This is a genomic window from Peterkaempfera griseoplana, assembly GCF_001418575.1.
Taxonomy (GTDB): domain Bacteria; phylum Actinomycetota; class Actinomycetes; order Streptomycetales; family Streptomycetaceae; genus Peterkaempfera; species Peterkaempfera griseoplana.
This window is the reverse complement of the sequence record NZ_LIQR01000283.1, coordinates 1-17,190: the sequence shown is the minus strand read 5'-3', so window position 1 is coordinate 17,190 and position 17,190 is coordinate 1. Positions and strand designations below refer to the sequence as shown.

General features: G+C 71.0%; 14 protein-coding genes. All 14 read right to left on the bottom strand.

What is annotated here, in order from left to right; genetic code table 11:
* Positions 1-320 precede the first annotated feature (320 nt).
* The 14 genes from nuoN to AOK09_RS21020 are packed head-to-tail and all read right to left on the bottom strand — an operon-like array spanning position 321 to position 16,530.
* Positions 321-1,982 carry an NADH-quinone oxidoreductase subunit NuoN gene (gene nuoN / locus AOK09_RS21085; protein ID WP_055588780.1) on the bottom strand — a complete coding sequence of 554 codons (1,662 nt, stop codon included), beginning with the start codon at positions 1,980-1,982 and terminating at the stop codon, positions 321-323.
* Entirely contained in the window at positions 1,979-3,637 is a 1,659-nt protein-coding gene (locus AOK09_RS21080; protein ID WP_055588779.1) for an NADH-quinone oxidoreductase subunit M, read from the bottom strand. The genes nuoN and AOK09_RS21080 overlap by 4 nt, the downstream gene beginning before the upstream one ends.
* A complete protein-coding gene (nuoL, locus tag AOK09_RS21075) occupies positions 3,637-5,532 on the bottom strand; it encodes an NADH-quinone oxidoreductase subunit L (RefSeq protein ID WP_055588778.1) in 1,896 nt (631 codons plus the stop codon). The genes AOK09_RS21080 and nuoL overlap by 1 nt, the downstream gene beginning before the upstream one ends.
* 18 nt (positions 5,533-5,550) lie before the next feature.
* Entirely contained in the window at positions 5,551-5,850 is a 300-nt protein-coding gene (gene nuoK, locus AOK09_RS21070) for an NADH-quinone oxidoreductase subunit NuoK (protein WP_055588777.1), read from the bottom strand.
* Positions 5,847-6,764: an NADH-quinone oxidoreductase subunit J gene (locus AOK09_RS21065; RefSeq protein ID WP_055588776.1), complete on the bottom strand. Its 918-nt coding sequence runs from the start codon at positions 6,762-6,764 to the stop codon at positions 5,847-5,849. The genes nuoK and AOK09_RS21065 overlap by 4 nt, the downstream gene beginning before the upstream one ends.
* Positions 6,761-7,327 carry an NADH-quinone oxidoreductase subunit NuoI gene (nuoI, locus tag AOK09_RS21060; RefSeq protein ID WP_055588775.1) on the bottom strand — a complete coding sequence of 189 codons (567 nt, stop codon included), beginning with the start codon at positions 7,325-7,327 and terminating at the stop codon, positions 6,761-6,763. Before nuoI ends, AOK09_RS21065 begins: the two co-directional genes overlap by 4 nt.
* Before the next feature lies 1 nt (position 7,328).
* The gene (gene nuoH / locus AOK09_RS21055; RefSeq protein WP_055588774.1) at positions 7,329-8,723 is read right to left on the bottom strand and encodes an NADH-quinone oxidoreductase subunit NuoH; all 1,395 of its coding nucleotides are present in this window, start codon (positions 8,721-8,723) and stop codon (positions 7,329-7,331) included.
* On the bottom strand, positions 8,720-11,293 hold the full coding sequence (locus AOK09_RS21050) for an NADH-quinone oxidoreductase subunit G (protein WP_055588773.1): 2,574 nt from the start codon (positions 11,291-11,293) through the stop codon (positions 8,720-8,722). The genes nuoH and AOK09_RS21050 overlap by 4 nt, the downstream gene beginning before the upstream one ends.
* Entirely contained in the window at positions 11,294-12,667 is a 1,374-nt protein-coding gene (nuoF, locus tag AOK09_RS21045) for an NADH-quinone oxidoreductase subunit NuoF (RefSeq protein WP_055588772.1), read from the bottom strand. It lies immediately after the preceding gene.
* On the bottom strand, positions 12,664-13,488 hold the full coding sequence (gene nuoE / locus AOK09_RS21040) for an NADH-quinone oxidoreductase subunit NuoE (RefSeq protein ID WP_175609328.1): 825 nt from the start codon (positions 13,486-13,488) through the stop codon (positions 12,664-12,666). The genes nuoF and nuoE overlap by 4 nt, the downstream gene beginning before the upstream one ends.
* Before the next feature lie 32 nt (positions 13,489-13,520).
* Entirely contained in the window at positions 13,521-14,852 is a 1,332-nt protein-coding gene (locus AOK09_RS21035; RefSeq protein ID WP_055588770.1) for an NADH-quinone oxidoreductase subunit D, read from the bottom strand.
* Positions 14,852-15,604 carry an NADH-quinone oxidoreductase subunit C gene (locus AOK09_RS21030; protein WP_055588769.1) on the bottom strand — a complete coding sequence of 251 codons (753 nt, stop codon included), beginning with the start codon at positions 15,602-15,604 and terminating at the stop codon, positions 14,852-14,854. The genes AOK09_RS21035 and AOK09_RS21030 overlap by 1 nt, the downstream gene beginning before the upstream one ends.
* Entirely contained in the window at positions 15,601-16,155 is a 555-nt protein-coding gene (locus AOK09_RS21025; RefSeq protein ID WP_055588768.1) for a NuoB/complex I 20 kDa subunit family protein, read from the bottom strand. Before AOK09_RS21025 ends, AOK09_RS21030 begins: the two co-directional genes overlap by 4 nt.
* Positions 16,156-16,170: 15 nt before the next feature.
* Positions 16,171-16,530, bottom strand: coding sequence for an NADH-quinone oxidoreductase subunit A (locus AOK09_RS21020; RefSeq protein WP_055588767.1), 360 nt, complete (start codon positions 16,528-16,530; stop codon positions 16,171-16,173).
* Between the last annotated feature and the right edge of the window lie 660 nt (positions 16,531-17,190).

Genomic DNA, 17,190 nt, shown 5'->3' with positions numbered 1-17,190 from the left:
AGGCGCGGCCGCCCGGGGGTGGGGCGGCCGCGCGGGGAACGAGGTGCCCGGTTCCATGACCTCCCGTGCACCGGGGAGACGTTCCACCCCTGTTGTGGCCGCCCGCGCCGGAAAGGTTGCCGCCCGGTACGAAGTCGGTGGCGGCTCCCCCTCATGGCCCGTCAGAGGCCCGTCAGAGGGCCGTCAGAGGGCCAGGGAGCGCCCCCGGCCGCCCGGCCGGGCCCCGGGGCTCGTATGGCCGCACACGCGTCCGCGCCCCGGCGCTGCGGGCGGCCGGGGCGCGGACGGGTAGAGGTCGGACGGGTGGGCGGGTCGGTGGGTCAGTGGATGAAGACCGACGCCTTGTCGGCGAGGTCCAGGAAGTACTGCGGCAGCAGACCCAGTACCACGGTGACCACCACCCCCAGGCCGATCGCGGTGGCGGTGAGCGGGCTGGGCACGGCGACCGAGGGGCCGTCGGGCCTCGGGTCGGAGAAGAACATCAGCACGATGACGCGGATGTAGAAGAAGGCCGCGATCGCCGAGGACAGCACACCGATGATCACCAGCGGCACCGCGCCGCCGGTCGCGGCCGCCTGGAAGACAGCGAACTTCCCGGTGAACCCGGAGGTCAGCGGAATGCCCGCGAAGGCCAGCAGGAAGAGCGCGAAGATCGCCGCCAGCAGCGGGGAACGCCTGCCGAGACCGGCCCAGCGGGAGAGGTGGGTGGCCTCGCCGCCCGCGTCGCGGACCAGGGTGACCACCGCGAAGGCGCCCAGGGTGACGAAGGAGTACGCCGCCAGGTAGAAGAGCACCGAGGAGATGCCCGCCTTGTTGGTGGCGATCACGCCGGTGAGGATGAACCCGGCGTGGGCGATGGAGGAGTAGGCCAGCAGCCGCTTCACATCGGTCTGGGTCACCGCGAGGATCGCACCGACCACCATGGTGAGGATGGCGACGCCCCACATCACGGGCCGCCAGTCCCAGCGCATCCCCGGCAGGGCCACATAGAGCAGCCGCAGCAGGGCACCGAAGGCGGCGACCTTGGTGGCGGACGCCATGAAGCCGGTGACGGGGGTGGGGGCGCCCTGGTAGACGTCCGGGGTCCAGGCGTGGAACGGGACGGCGCCGACCTTGAAGAGCAGGCCGACCCCCAGCATGGCCAGGCCGATCAGCAGCAGGGCGTCGTTCTCGGTGGTGTTGGCCAGCGCCGGGGTGAGCTGGGCCTGCCCGGAGACCACATCGGCGATGCCGCCCAGGGAGACGGTGCCGGCGTAGCCGTAGAGCAGGGCGATGCCGAAGAGGAAGAAGGCCGAGGCGAAGGCGCCGAGCAGGAAGTACTTGACCGCGGCCTCCTGGGAGAGGAGGCGGCGGCGCCGGGCCAGCGCGCACATCAGATAGAGCGGGAGGGAGAAGACCTCCAGCGCCACGAACATGGTCAGCAGGTCGGCGGCGGCCGGGAAGAGCAGCATGCCGCCCACCGCGAACATGGTCAGCGGGAAGACCTCGGTGGTGGCGAAGCCCGCCCTGGCGGCGGCCTTCTCCTGGTCGCCGCCGGGCACCGCGGAGGCCTGCGGGGTGAAGGCGTCCACCGGGGCGCCGTCCGCTCCGCGCGGCTCGAGCCGCCGCTCGGCGAAGGAGAGCACCGCGACCACGGCGACCAGCAGGATCACACCCTGCAGGAAGAGCGCCGGGCCGTCCACGGCGACCGCGCCCATCGCGGTGAGCTCGGCCTTGGTGGTGGCGTAGCCGCGGGCGGCCAGCGAGACCACCACGCCGAAGGCGCCGACCAGTCCCAGCAGGGCGATGCCCACCTGGGCGGCCCAGCGGTTGCGGCGGGGCAGGAACGCCTCCGCCAGGATGCCGACCAGGGCGGCGCCGAAGACGACCAGCATGGGGGCCAGCTGGCCGTACTCGATGTGCGGGATCGGGATGGTGGCGGTGTCGCCCGCGGCCGTCCACAGGGTGTGGACGGCGCCGGCCGATGCGAGGGCGGCGGTCACTTCGCCTCACCTCCGTGGGAGTCCAGCGACGTGTAGGAGAACCAGGACTGGTCGGCCGCCGGGTGGGCGGGTTTGGAGTCGGTGCGGTGGACGTCGGCCATGGTGGCCGTGACCGCGGGGTTGACGATGTCGGCGACCGGCTTGGGGTAGATGCCGAGCAGCAGCAGCAGGGCGATCAGCGGGGCGACCACGGCCACCTCGCGGACCCTGAGGTCGGGCATCTTGCTGACGCTCTCCTTCACCGGGCCGGTCATGGTGCGCTGGTACAGCACCAGGACGTACAGCGCCGCCAGCACGATGCCGACGGTGGCCACGATGCCGATCGCCGGGTAGCGGGTGAAGGTGCCCACCAGCACCAGGAACTCGCTGACGAACGGGGCCAGGCCGGGCAGCGACAGCGTCGCCAGGCCGCCGACCAGGAAGGTGCCGGCCAGCACCGGGGCGACCTTCTGCACACCGCCGAAGTCGGCGATCAGCCGGCTGCCGCGCCGGGAGATCAGGAAGCCCGCGACCAGCATCAGGGCGGCGGTGGAGATGCCGTGGTTGACCATGTAGAGGGTGGCGCCGCTCTGGCCCTGGGTGGTCATCGCGAAGATGCCCATGATGATGAAGCCGAAGTGGGAGATCGACGCATAGGCGATCAGCCGCTTGATGTCCTTCTGGCCGACCGCGAGCAGCGCTCCGTAGATGATCCCGACCACCGAGAGGACCAGGATCGCCGGGGCGAAGTACCGGGAGGCGTCCGGGAAGAGACCCAGGCAGAAGCGGAGCATCGCAAAGGTGCCCACCTTGTCCACCACGGCCGTGATCAGCACCGCGGTTCCGGCGGTGGACTCGCCCATGGCGTTGGGCAGCCAGGTGTGCAGCGGCCACAGCGGGGCCTTCACCGCGAAGGCGAAGAAGAAGCCCAGGAAGAGCGCCTTCTCCGCGGCCGGGGCGTAGGAGAGCTTGCCGCTGGAGACCGCGTTGGTGATGGTGGCCAGGTCGAAGGTGCCGCCCCCGCCGCTGCCCAGGTGGGCCCGGGCGGTGAGCATGTAGAGGCCGATGACCGCGGCCAGCATCACCAGTCCGCCGACCAGGTTGTACAGCAGGAACTTCACCGCGGCGTAGGACCGCTGCCGGGCCGCCTCCGGGCCGCCGGCCCGGTCTCCGAAGCCGCCGATGAGGAAGTACATCGGGATGAGCATGGCTTCGAAGAAGACGTAGAAGAGGAAGACGTCGGTGGACAGGAAGGAGACCAGCACCATCGCCTCGACGGCGAGGATCAGGGCGAAGAACCCCTGGGTGCGGCGGCGTCCCTCGAAGCTGTGCGGGTCCTCGGGATCGGCGTCGCCCCAGGAGGCCAGCATCACCAGCGGCACCAGCACCGCGGTGAGCAGCGCCAGCACCACCCCGATGCCGTCGACCCCGAGCGAGAAGGAGATGCCGAAGCTCTTGATCCAGGTGTAGGACTCGGTGAGCTGGTAGCGCTTGCCACCCGGGTCGAAGCGGGCGGTCATGACGGCCGCCAGCACCAGGGTGACGGCGGAGAACGCCAGCGCCACGGTCTTGGGGGTGCGCCGGGTGGCGGCGCTGGTCGCGGCCGGCAGTGCCGCGGTGACGACCGCCCCCACCGCCGGCACGGCGGCGGTGACGGTCAGCAGCGGAAAGCTCATCAGACCGACCTCATCAGGAGAGTGGTGGCGACCAGGACCGCGGCGCCGCCGAACATGGAGAGGGCGTAGGAGCGGACGAAGCCGTTCTGCATCCGGCGCATCCGGCTGGAGAGGCCGCCGATGGTGGCGGCCAGGCCGTTGACGAAGCCGTCCAGGCCCTTGGTGTCCCCGTACACCAGCCCGCGGGTCAGGTACTCGCCGGGGCGGACCAGCACCGCGTGGTTGAAGTCGTCCTGCAGCAGGTCGCGGCGGGCGGCGCGGGTGAGTGCGGAGCCCACCGGTGCCACGGCCGGGACGGGCTGCCGTCCGTAGACCGCCCAGGACCAGGCGACGCCGACGGCGACGCACAGCAGGGTCAGTCCGCTGATGGTCAGGGAGCCCAGCGGGGCGTTCCCCTCGGAGTGCCCGGTGATCGGCTCCAGCCAGTGCAGGAAGGCGTTGTTGAGGGCGAAGAGACCGCCGGCGAAGACCGATCCGATGGCGAGGACCACCATCGGCAGGGTCATCACCGAGGGCGACTCGTGCGGGTGGGGCTCATGGCCCTCGGCGTTCGGCTGCCAGCGCTTCTCACCGAAGAAGGTCATGATCATCACACGCGTCATGTAGAACGCGGTGATCGCCGCGCCCAGCAGCGCCACCCCGCCGAGGATCCAGCCCTCGGTGCCGCCCTTGGCGAAGGCGGCCTCGATGATCCGGTCCTTGGACCAGAAGCCGGACAGGCCCGGGAAGCCGATGATCGCCAGATAGCCGAGGCCGAAGGTGACGAAGGTGACCGGCATGTACTTGCGCAGCCCGCCGTAGTGGCGCATGTTCACCTCGTCGTCCATGCCGTGCATGACCGACCCGGCGCCGAGGAAGAGGCCGGCCTTGAAGAAGCCGTGGGTGACCAGGTGCATGATGGCGAAGGCGTAGCCGATCGGGCCCAGGCCCGCAGCCAGCACCATGTAGCCGATCTGCGACATGGTCGAGCCGGCCAGCGCCTTCTTGATGTCGTCCTTGGCGCAACCGACGATCGCACCGAACATCAGCGTCACCGCGCCCACGCAGACCACGACCAGCTGGGCGTCGGGCGCCAGGTTGAAGATGGCCGCGGAGCGGGTGATCAGGTAGACGCCGGCGGTCACCATGGTGGCGGCGTGGATCAGCGCCGACACCGGGGTGGGGCCCTCCATGGCGTCGCCCAGCCAGGACTGCAGCGGCACCTGGGCGGACTTGCCGCAGGCCGCCAGCAGCAGCATCAGGCCGATGGCGGTGAGCTTGCCCTCGCTCGCGGTGTGCGCGGTACCGAAGACCGGACCGAAGGCGAAGGAGCCGAACTGGGTGAACATCAGCATGATCGCGATGGAGAGGCCGACGTCGCCCACCCGGTTGACCAGGAAGGCCTTCTTGGCCGCGGTGGCGGCGCTGGGCTTGTGCTGCCAGAAGCCGATCAGCAGGTACGAGGCGAGGCCCACGCCCTCCCAGCCGACGTACAGCAGCAGGTAGTTGTCGGCCAGCACCAGCAGCAGCATCGCCGCCAGGAAGAGGTTGAGATAGCCGAAGAACCGGCGGCGGCGCTCGTCGTGGGCCATGTAGCCCACCGAGTAGAGGTGGATCAGCGAGCCCACGCCGGTGATCAGCAGGACGAAGGTGATGGAGAGCTGGTCGAGCTGGAAGCCCACGTCGGCCCGGAACCCGCCCACCGGCACCCAGGAGAAGAGGTGCTGGTGGACCGGCCGGTCCGCGGTGGAGCGGCCCAGCATGTCGAAGAAGAGGACCGCTCCGGCCACGAAGGACGCGGTGGAGGCGACGACGCCCAGCCAGTGGCCGAAGGCGTCAAGGCGGCGGCCGCCCAGCAGCAGCAGGGCTGCTCCGGCGAGCGGGGCCGCGACGAGCACGGGGATGAGTGCGTTCACGGGTTCGTCTGCCTCCGCCTACAGCTTCATCAGGTTGGTGTCGTCGACCGACGCCGAGTGCCGGGTGCGGAAGATGCTGACGATGATCGCCAGACCCACCACGACCTCGGCGGCGGCGACCACCATGGTGAAGAACGCGATGATCTGGCCGTCCAGGTTGCCGTGCAGCCGGGAGAAGGTGACCAGCGCCAGGTTGGCGGCGTTCAGCATCAGCTCGACGCACATGAAGAGGACGATCGCGTTGCGCCTGATCAGCACGCCGGAGGCGCCGATGGTGAAGAGCAGCGCGGAGAGGTACAGGTAGTTGACGGGGTTCACTGCTGCTCCGCCTCCTCCTCGGTGCGGGCCGCCTCGGCTGCCTCGTCCGCCGCTCCGGCCGTGATGGGGGCCCGGGGGCTCTTCACGGTGCGGCGCGGCGGGAGGGTTCGGCCGAGGTAGTCGGCGGTGGTGGACTCCAGCTGCTCCATGCGGCGCAGCATGTCGTGGCTGACGTCGCGGATCTGCCCGCGGGCCCGCAGCGTCGGGTTGACCGTCACCTCGGCGGTGGTGCCGTCCGGCAGCAGGCCGGGGATGTCCACCGCGTTGTGCCGGGCGTAGACGCCTGGAGCGGGCAGCGGGGTGACCTGGACGCCCTCGCGGACCCGGCGCTCGGCCAGCTCGCGCTGGCTGGCGCGCTGCTCGGTGCGCTCGTGGTGGGTGAGCACCATGGCGCCGATGGCGGCGGTGATCAGCAGTGCGCCGGTGACCTCGAAGGCCCAGACGTACCGGGTGAAGATCAGCCGGGCCAGTCCCTGGACGTTGCCGCCCGAGTTGGCCTCGCCGAGACCGCTGAAGGTGTGCAGATGGGCGTTGGCGATCCCGGCGATCAGCAGCACGCCGAAGCCGAGGCCGCAGAGGGCGGCCGCCCAGCGCTGGCCCTTGAGCGTCTCCTTGAGGGAGTCCGCGGAGGTGACGCCGACCAGCATCACCACGAAGAGGAACAGCATCATGATCGCGCCGGTGTAGACCACGATCTGGACGACGCCCAGGAAGACCGCGCCCTGCGCCATGTAGCAGATCGCCAGCGCCAGCATGGTGCCGGCCAGGCAGAGCGCGCTGTGCACCGCCTTCCTCATCAGCACGGTGCCCAGTGCGCCGCCGACGGCGATCACGGCCAGCACCCAGAACTGCACGGCCTCCCCGGTGGAGGTGGTGCCGGTGGCGGCGGCAGCCGCCAGCTGGACGGGGCTCATCCCTGGTTCGCCTCCTCCGGCTGCTCGTCCCTGCTGCGGGCGGCCTGGGTCTCGGTACCGGGGGCGGCGCCGGTGACCCGGCCCCGGTAGTAGTCGCCCTCGTCGGTGCCCGGGTACATGGCGTGCGGCGGGGGGACCATGCCGTCGGTGAGACCGGCCAGCAGCTGCTCCTTGGTGAAGATCAGGTCGGCGCGGCTGCTGTCGGCGAGCTCGTACTCGTTGGTCATGGTGAGCGCCCGGGTGGGGCAGGCCTCGATGCAGAGCCCGCAGAGGATGCAGCGGGCGTAGTTGATCTGGTAGACGCGGCCGTACCGCTCACCTGGGGAGTAGCGCTCCTCCTCGGTGTTGTCCGCGCCCTCCACATAGATGGCGTCGGCGGGACAGGCCCAGGCGCAGAGCTCGCAGCCGACGCACTTCTCCAGCCCGTCGGGGTGGCGGTTGAGCTGGTGGCGGCCGTGGAAGCGGGGCGCGGTCTCCTTCTTCTGCTCGGGGTACTGCTCGGTGAGGCGCTTCTTGAACATGGCCTTGAAGGTCACGCCGAATCCGGCGGCCGGGCCCAACATGTCAGGCACCGTCGGCTCCCTTCGGGTTGGAGGTGCCGCCACCCACGGCGGCAGGTTCGGCGGGCTCCCCGTCCTGCTGCGACGCCCCGTTCTGCACCGGCGGGGCCGGGATGCGGCTGGGCCGGCGCGGTACGGGCGGCAGCTGCTGGCCCGGCATCGGGGGCACCGGGAAGCCGCCGGCCATCGGGTCGAAGACCTCCTGCGGCTGGTGCGGCACCGGCTTGTCCTTGCGTCGGAAGACGTCCCAGACCAGGGAGAGCAGCAGCACGGCGACGACCGGCGCGCCCACGTAGAGGACCACCTTGGAGAAGTCGTAGCCCTCGTTGCGCAGCGCCCGCACGGTGGCGACCAGCACCAGCCAGACCAGCGAGACCGGGATCAGGACCTTCCAGCCCAGCTTCATGAACTGGTCGTAGCGCAGCCGGGGCAGGGTGCCGCGCAGCCAGATGAAGAAGAAGAGCAGCAGCTGGACCTTGATGACCAGCCAGAGGATCGGCCACCAGCCGTGGTTGGCGCCCGCCCAGAAGGTGCTGATCGGCCAGGGTGCCCGCCAGCCGCCCAGGAAGAGGGTGGTGGCGACCGCCGAGACGGTGACCATGTTGACGTACTCGGCCAGCATGAACATCGCGAACTTCAGCGAGGAGTACTCGGTGTTGAAGCCGCCCACCAGCTCGCCCTCGGCCTCGGGGAGGTCGAAGGGGGCGCGGTTGGTCTCGCCGACCATGGCCACGATGTAGACCAGGAAGGAGACCGGCAGCAGCACCACGAACCACTTGTCGTGCTGGGCGCCGACGATCTCCGAGGTGGACATCGACTTGGAGTAGATGAACACCGCGGCGAAGGAGAGGCCCATCGCGATCTCGTAGGAGATCATCTGCGCCGCCGAGCGCAGACCGCCGAGCAGCGGATAGGTGGACCCCGAGGACCAGCCGGCCAGCACGATCCCGTAGATGCCGACCGAGGCGGTGGCCAGGATGTAGAGCAGGCCGATCGGCAGGTCGGTGAGCTGCATGGTGGTCCGGGTGCCGAAGATCGAGATCTCATGGCCGGCCGGACCGAAGGGGATCACCGCGAAGGCCATGAAGGCCGGGATGACACAGACGATCGGGGCCAGCACATAGACGACCTTGTCGGCGCCCGTGACGACCAGGTCCTCCTTGAGGGCCAGCTTCACACCGTCGGCGAGCGACTGCAGCATGCCCCAGGGGCCGTGCCGGTTGGGGCCGATCCGCAGCTGCATCCAGGCGACGACCTTGCGCTCCCAGACGATCGCGATCAGCACCGTGACCACGAGGAAGGCGAAGGTGAAGACCGCCTTGAGCAGCACCAGCCACCAGGGGTCGGTGCCGAAGAGGCCGAGCTGTCCGGAGACGGCCGTCGTGGTGGTGGGGGTCATCGGTCCTCCTCCTCACCGGCGGGGTCGGCGCCGGTCGCAGCGGCGGGGGCGGCTGCGGACTCCCCGGCCGCCTCCGCGGACGGGGCGGCGGGTGCGACGGAGACCAGCCGGCCGGTGCCGGTGCCCAGCGCCCGGTGGGCGCCGCCGTCGGTGGAGTTCAGCGGGATCCACACGGTGCGGTCGGGCATCTCGGCGGTGACCGCCAGGGGCAGGGTGAGCGTCCCTGCCGGGCCGCCGACGGTGAGCGGGGCGCCGTCCAGCGCGCCGATCTCGGCGGCGGTGGCGGGCGACAGCCGGGCGACCGCGGGGTGGCGGGTGCCGGCCAGCGGTACGTCGCCCTGCTGCAGCACTCCGTTGTCCAGCAGCTGCCGCCAGCCGGCCAGTACGGCCTGGCCTGCGGCGGGGCGCGGGACCTGGCCGGGGTGCTCGGCGGGCAGGGCGGTGTGCTCCCCGGCCCAGGGGCCGAGGGCGTCCAGCTCCCGGCGGGCCGCGGTGACGTCGGGCAGTCCCAGGCCGGGGCCGGAGTCCGTGACGGCGGCCATGGCGTCCGCGAGCATCGCCAGCACCCGCAGGTCGGTCCAGAGGTGCCGCTGGGTCTGCTGGTCGGGCTTGAGCGCGGCCTCGAAGAGCCGTACCCGGCCCTCCCAGTCCAGGAAGGTGCCGGCCTTCTCCGCGACGGCGGCCACCGGGAGCACCACGTCGGCGCGGGCGGTGACGGCGGAGGGCCGCAGCTCCAGGGAGACCAGGAAGGGCACCGCGTCCAGTGCCGCCTCGGCGGCGGCCGGGTCCGGCAGGTCGGCCGTCTCCACGCCGCCTACCAGCAGCGCGCCCAGTTCCCCGGACGCGGCGGCGGCCAGCATCTGGCCGGTGTCCCGGCCGAAGCGGGCGGGAATCTCGGCGATGCCCCAGGCCGCGGCGGTCTGGCTGCGGGCCTGCGGGTCGGTGACGGGCCGGCCGCCGGGCAGCAGCCCGGGGAGGGCGCCTGCCTCCAGTGCGCCGCGCTCCCCCGCCCTGCGGGGCACCCAGGCGAGCCGGGCGCCGGTGGTGTGCGCCAGGCGCAGGGCCGCGGTGAGCGCCCCCGGTACGGTGGCCAGCCGCTCACCGACCAGGATCACCGCTCCCTCGGTGCGCAGCAGGTCGGCGGCCCGGCCGCCGTCCTCCACCAGCGGCTCGTCACCGCCGAGCGCGGCCAGCCACTCGGCCTCGGTGCCGGGAGCGGCGGGCAGCAGCGCGCCGCGGAGCTTGGCCAGACCGCGGGAGGCGTGGTCGGCGACGGAGAAGACCTTGAGACCCTTGCGGGAGGCCTTGCGCAGCCGCAGGAAGACGATCGGCGACTCCTCCTCGGGCTCCAGGCCCGCGAGCAGTACGGCCGGTGCGCTCTCCAGGTCGCGGTAGGTGGTCCCGCTGCCGTCCAGGTCCAGGCCCCGCCCGGCGACGGCGGCGGCCAGGAACTCGGCCTCCTCGGCGCTGTGCGGGCGGGCGCGGAAGTCCACGTCGTTGGTGCCGAGGGCGACCCGGGCGAACTTGGCGTACGCGTAGGCGTCCTCCACCGTGGCCCGGCCGCCGACCAGCACACCGGCCCGGCCGCGGGCGGCGGCCAGCCCCTCGGCGGCCCGCTGGAGCGCCTCCGGCCAGGAGGCGGCGACCAGCTCGCCGGTGCCGGGGTCACGGACCAGCGGGGTGGTCAGCCGGTCCCGCTGCTGGGCGTAGCGGAAGGCGAACCGGCCCTTGTCGCAGTTCCACTCCTCGTTGACCTCCGGGTCGTCCCCGGCGAGTCGCCGCAGCACCTTGCCGCGCCGGTGGTCGGTGCGGACGGCGCACCCGGAGGCGCAGTGCTCGCAGACGCCCGGGGAGGAGGTGAGGTCGAAGGGGCGCGAGCGGAACCGGTAGGCGGCCGAGGTCAGGGCGCCCACCGGGCAGATCTGGATGGTGTTGCCGGAGAAGTACGACCGGAAGTCGTCGCCGCCGCCGATGCCGACCTGCTGCTGGGAGCCCCGCTCCAGCAGGTCGATGAAGGGGTCGCCGGCGATCTGCTCGGAGAAACGGGTGCAGCGGGCACAGGAGACGCAGCGCTCGCGGTCCAGCAGCACCTGGGTGGAGACGTTGATCGGCTTGGGGAAGGTCCGCTTGGGTCCCTCGAAGCGGCTGTCCGCCTGCCCGGTGGACATCGCCTGGTTCTGCAGCGGGCACTCGCCGCCCTTGTCGCAGACCGGGCAGTCCAGCGGGTGGTTGATCAGCAGCAGCTCCATCACGCCGCGCTGGGCCTTCTCGGCGACGGGCGAGGTGCGCTGGGTCCGCACGACCATGCCGTCGGTGCAGGTGGTGGTGCAGGAGGCCAGCGGCTTGCGCTGCCCCTCCACGTCCACGATGCACTGGCGGCAGGCGCCCGCGGGGTCCAGCAGCGGGTGGTCGCAGAACCGGGGGATCTGCACGCCGATCAGCTCGGCGGCCCGGATCACCAGGGTGCCCTTGGGCACCTGGAGCTCCACGCCGTCGATGGTGACGGTGACGAGGTCTTCCGGTGGCGGCGCCGCAGCCGTCCCGGAAGGTGTGCCGGTGGTGACGGTCATTTAGGCGAGCACCCCCTTCTCCTGGACGGGCTGGCGGGTGGCGTTGCCGTTGACGGCGGTCCGGCCGGCCCAGACGGTCGAGGCCGCCGGGTCGAAGGGGCAGCCGCGCTGGGCGATGTGCTGCTCGTACTCCTCGCGGAAGAACTGCAGCGAGGAGGTGATGGGGCTGGTGGCACCGTCGCCCAGGGCGCAGAAGGCCCGGCCGAGGATGTTGTCGCAGAGGTCCAGCAGCTTGTCGAGGTCGGCCTGGGTGCCCTCACCGGACTCGATCCGGCGCATCAGCTGCACCAGCCAGTAGGTGCCCTCGCGGCAGGGAGTGCACTTGCCGCAGGACTCGTGGGCGTAGAACTCGGTCCACCGGGTGACGGCACGGACCACGCAGGTGGTCTCGTCGAAGACCTGGAGCGCCTTGGTGCCGAGCATCGACCCGGCGGCGCCCACGCCCTCGTAGTCCAGCGGGACGTCCAGGTGCTCCTCGGTGAACATCGGTGTGGAGGAGCCGCCCGGGGTCCAGAACTTCAGCCGGTGGCCCTCGCGTACGCCGCCGCTCATCTCCAGCAGCTGCCGCAGTGTGACCCCGAGAGGGGCCTCGTACTGGCCGGGGTTGGTGACATGGCCGGAGAGCGAGTAGAGGGTGAAGCCCGGGGACTTCTCGCTGCCCATGGAGCGGAACCACTCCTTGCCGCGGTGCAGGATGGCCGGCACCGAGGCGATGGACTCCACGTTGTTGACCACGGTGGGGCAGGCGTAGAGGCCCGCGATGGCGGGGAACGGCGGACGCAGCCTGGGCTGGCCGCGGCGGCCCTCCAGGGAGTCCAGCAGCGCCGTCTCCTCACCGCAGATGTAGGCGCCGGCGCCGGCGTGCACGGTGATGTCCAGGTCGAAGCCCGAGCCCTGGATGTCCTTGCCGAGCAGGCCCGCCGCATAGGCCTCGGCCACGGCGGCCTGGAGCCTGCGCAGCACGGGGACCACCTCGCCGCGCAGATAGACGAAGGCGTGGTTGCAGCGGATCGCGTAGGAGGCGATCACCATGCCCTCGATCAGCGAGTGCGGGTTGGCGAAGAGCAGCGGGATGTCCTTGCAGGTGCCCGGCTCGGACTCGTCGGCGTTGACCACCAGGTAGTGCGGCTTGCCGTCGCCCTGCGGGATGAACTGCCACTTCATGCCGGTGGGGAAGCCGGCGCCGCCGCGGCCGCGCAGGCCGGCGTCCTTGACCAGGGCGATGACCTCGTCCGGCTGCATGCGCAGCGCGGCGGACAGGCCCCGGTAGCCGTCGGCCCGGCTGCGGTAGGTGTCCAGCGTCCAGGGGTGGTGCTCGTCCCAGGTGGCGGAGAGCACCGGGGTGAGCAGCTTCTCGGGCGGCTCGGTGGTCATCGGCCCTCGCTCCCTTCCGGGTCGGCGGGGTCCGCCGGGTGGGCAGGATCCGACAGCGAGGTCTCCTGCGGGGCGTCGTGCGAGGACGGGGTGCCGGAGCCGGTGGACTTCTCCGCCTCGTGGCGGGGCGAGACCACCTTGGCGCTGCCGGTCCCCGGCAGGGCCTCGCCGCGGGCGAGGCGCAGCCCGGCGAGGGACGGTGCGCCGCCGGCGCCGGAGGCGTTCAGGGCGCCGGCCCGCTCGTCCGGGAACCCGGCGAGGATGCGGGCCGTTTCCTTGAATGTGCAGAGCGCAGCGCCCCGGGTGGGGAGGACGGTGTGACCGGCCCTCAGGTCGTCCACGAGCCGCTTGGCGCTCTCCGGCGTCTGGTTGTCGAAGAACTCCCAGTTGACCATCATCACGGGTGCGTAGTCGCAGGCCGCGTTGCACTCGATGTGCTCGATGGAGACGGCGCCGTCCTCGGTGGTCTCGTTGTTCTCGATCCCGAGGTGCTCCTTGAGCTCGGCGAAGATCTGGTCGCCGCCGAGCACCGCGCACAGGGTGTTGGTGCACACCCCGACGTGGTACTTCCCGGCCGGCTTGCGCCGGTACATGGTGTAGAAGGTGGCGACCGCGGTGACCTCCGCGGTGGTCAGCTCCAGCTGCTCCGCGCAGAAGCGGATGCCGGTGCGGCTGACATAGCCCTCCTCCGCCTGCACCAGGTGCAGCAGCGGCAGCAGCGCCGAGCGCGCCACCGGGTAGCGGCCGATCAGCTCCTTGGCGTCGGCCTCCAGCCGCGCCCTCACCTCCGCGGGGAAGTCGGGCGCCGGCAGCGCCGGCATGCCCAGCCCCACGGGCTCTGTCTCGTGGGTCGTCACCGGTCCACGCCTCCCATCACCGGGTCGATACCGGCCACGGCGACGATGACGTCGGCGACCTGGCCGCCCTCGCACATCGCCGCCATGGACTGCAGGTTGGTGAACGACGGGTCGCGGAAGTGGACCCGGAACGGCCTGGTGCCGCCGTCGCTCACCGCGTGCACGCCGAGTTCGCCCTTGGGCGACTCCACGGCCGCGTACGCCTGCCCGGCCGGGACGCGGAAGCCCTCGGTCACGAGCTTGAAGTGGTGGATCAGGGCCTCCATGGAGGTGCCCATGATGTTCCTGATGTGGTCCAGCGAGTTGCCCATGCCGTCCGGGCCGATGGCCAGCTGGGCGGGCCAGGCGATCTTCTTGTCGGCGACCATCACCGGGCCGGGCTCCAGCCGGGCCAGGCACTGCTCCACGATCCGCAGCGACTGCCGCATCTCCTCCAGCCGGATCAGGAACCGGCCGTAGGAGTCGCAGGTGTCGGCGGTGGCGACCTCGAAGTCGTAGTTCTCGTAGCCGCAGTAGGGGTCGGACTTGCGCAGGTCGTGCGGCAGGCCGGTGGAGCGCAGGATCGGCCCGGTGACGCCCAGCGCCATGCAGCCGGCCAGGTCCAGGTGGCCGACGTCGACCAGCCGGGCCTTGAAGACCGGGTTGTCGGTGGCGAGCTTGTCGTACTCGTGCATCCGGGAGCGCAGCAGCTTGATGCCCTCGCGGATCTGGTCGACGGCGCCGGAGGGAAGGTCCTGGGCCAGGCCGCCGGGGCGGACGTACGCGTGGTTCATCCGCAGGCCGGTGACCAGCTCGAAGATGTCCAGGATGATCTCGCGGTCACGGAAGCCGTAGATCATCAGCGTGGTGGAGCCGATCTCCATGCCGCCGGTGGCCAGGCAGACCAGGTGCGAGGAGATCCGGTTGAGCTCCATCATCAGCACCCGGATCACGCTGGCGCGGTCCGGGATCTGGTCGGTGATCCCGAGCAGCTTCTCCACCGCGAGGCAGTACGCCGTCTCGTTGAAGAGCGGCGTCAGGTAGTCCATGCGCGTGACGAAGGTGGTGCCCTGGGTCCAGTTGCGGAACTCCAGGTTCTTCTCGATCCCGGTGTGCAGATAGCCGATGCCGCAGCGGGCCTCGGTGACGGTCTCGCCGTCGATCTCCAGGATCAGGCGGAGCACCCCGTGGGTGGAGGGGTGCTGGGGGCCCATGTTGACGATGATCCGCTCGTCGTCCGCCCTGCCGGCGGCCGCGGCCACGATCTCGTCCCAGTCGCCGCCGGTGACGGTGAAGACCCGTCCCTCGGTGGTCTCCCGGACCCCTGCCTCGGTGTGGATGTCGGTCATCAGGAGTACGCCCTCCGCTGGTCGGGAGCCGGGATCTGGGCGCCCTTGTACTCGACCGGAATGCCCCCGAGCGGGTAGTCCTTGCGCTGCGGGTGGCCCAGCCAGTCGTCCGGCATCATGATCCGGGTGAGGGCGGGGTGGCCGTCGAAGACGATGCCGAAGAAGTCGTAGGCCTCGCGCTCGTGCCAGTCGTTGGTCGGGTAGACCGCGACGGTCGAGGGGATGCGCGGGTCCGCGTCCGGCGCCGACACCTCCACCCGGATCAGCCGGCCGTGGGTGAGGGAGCGCAGCGGGTAGACCGCGTGCAGCTCCCGGCCCTGGTCGCCGGGGTAGTGGACGCCGCTGACGCCGAGGCAGAGCTCGAAGCGGAGCGCCGGGTCGTCCCGCAGGGTGCGGGCGACCTGGAGCAGGTGCTCACGGCGGACGTGGAAGGTCAGCTCGCCACGGTCGACGACCGTCTTCTCGATCGCGTCCGCGGGGCCTGCGCCGTGGCCTGCCTCGGCCTGCTCCTCCAGCGCGCCCTCCAGCTCGTCGGCGACCTCGTCGAACCAGCCGCCGTACGGGCGCGGGCTGCCGCCCGGCAGCACCACGGGGTCGACCAGCCGGCCGAAGCCCGAGGTGTCACCGCTGCCCCTGGTACCGAACATGCCGCGGCGGACGCCGATGATCTCTTCCCGGCCGGCCGCGCCGTTGTCGCCCCGGGGCGCGGGAAGAGAACCGTTTGTGCCGTGGCCTCCGTTGACGCCGCTCACCGCAGCAGCCCCTTCATCTCGATCGTCGGGACCGCCCTGAGCGCCTCTTCCTCGGCCTGCTCCTCCGCCCTGCGGCGGTTCACGCCCAGCTTCTCGTGCTGGATCTTGTCGTGGAGCTTGAGGATCGCGTCCATCAGCATCTCCGGCCGCGGCGGACAGCCCGGCAGGTAGATGTCGACCGGCACGATGTGGTCGACGCCCTGGACGATCGCGTAGTTGTTGAACATGCCGCCCGACGACGCGCAGACGCCCATGGAGATGACCCACTTGGGGTTGGCCATCTGGTCGTAGACCTGGCGCAGCACCGGGGCCATCTTCTGGCTCACCCGGCCGGCCACGATCATCAGATCGGCCTGCCGCGGCGAGCCGCGGAAGACCTCCATGCCGAACCGCGCCAGGTCGTAGCGGCCCGCACCCGTGGTCATCATCTCGATGGCGCAGCAGGCCAGGCCGAAGGTGGCGGGGAAGAGCGACGACTTGCGCACCCATCCCGCCGCGGTCTCGACACTGGTGAGCAGGAAGCCGCTCGGCAGTTTCTCCTCGATACCCATCCGATTGCCTCTCAGCTAGTCCCACTCGAGGCCGCCGCGCCGCCACACGTAGGCGTAGGCGACGAAGACGGTGGCGATGAAGAGCAGCATCTCGACCAGCCCGAAGATCCCCAGGGCGTCGAAGCTGACCGCCCACGGGTAGAGGAAGACGATCTCGATGTCGAAGACGATGAAGAGCATCGCCGTCAGGTAGTACTTGATCGGGAACCGACCGCCGCCGGCCGGCTGCGGGGTCGGCTCGATGCCGCATTCGTAGGCCTCGAGTTTGGCCCTGTTGTAGCGCTTTGGGCCGGTGAGTGAGGCCATCACGATGGATCCCACCGCGAACGCCGCCGCGATGGCACCGAGTACGAGGATCGGCGCGTAAGCGTTCATACGCTCCCGCTCCCTCCGCAGGTCGTCCTTGACTGCATTCGGACCGCTCAGCCGGGGACTGCGATCAGCTCATGTGAGGCAGTTCACAAACCCCGATTCGGCTGCATCCTATGCCCGTGCGCATGTGATCTGCGACACGGGGTCACGGGGAACTTTGTGATCTACACCACCTGACGAATGATCATGAAGTCATACTGGCCAAGGTTTGATCACAATTAGCTACTTCGCGAATCCAAACAGTCATAGGAGCTGGTGAAGGCGTCGCCCTGACACCCGTCGCGTTATCAGGAGGATCACGCCCGAAGCAAATTTGGAGACCGGGGGACAGCGTGATAATCCGCCTCACCCCAGCGGGTGGGACCGCCGCAAGGTCTTTGACCCCGCGTTCACAAGGTCCGGCGGCACCGCGGGGCGACTCCGCGCCCGGGCGCGGGCCGGCGGCCGGAACGCCGGGGTGCGGAACGCCCGACGGCCCGAACAGCCGGGTACGGAACGCCCAGGCGGGCCTGCGGCAGGCGCCCGGGTACGGAACGCCCGGGCGCGGTAGCACCGACGGACGGGGGCAGGTCCAGTCACTGCCCCCGTCCCCCACCCTCCGGCCCCCGCCATCGCCATCGCCATCGCCATCGCCATCGCGAGGAACGAGCCGACTGGTCCCCC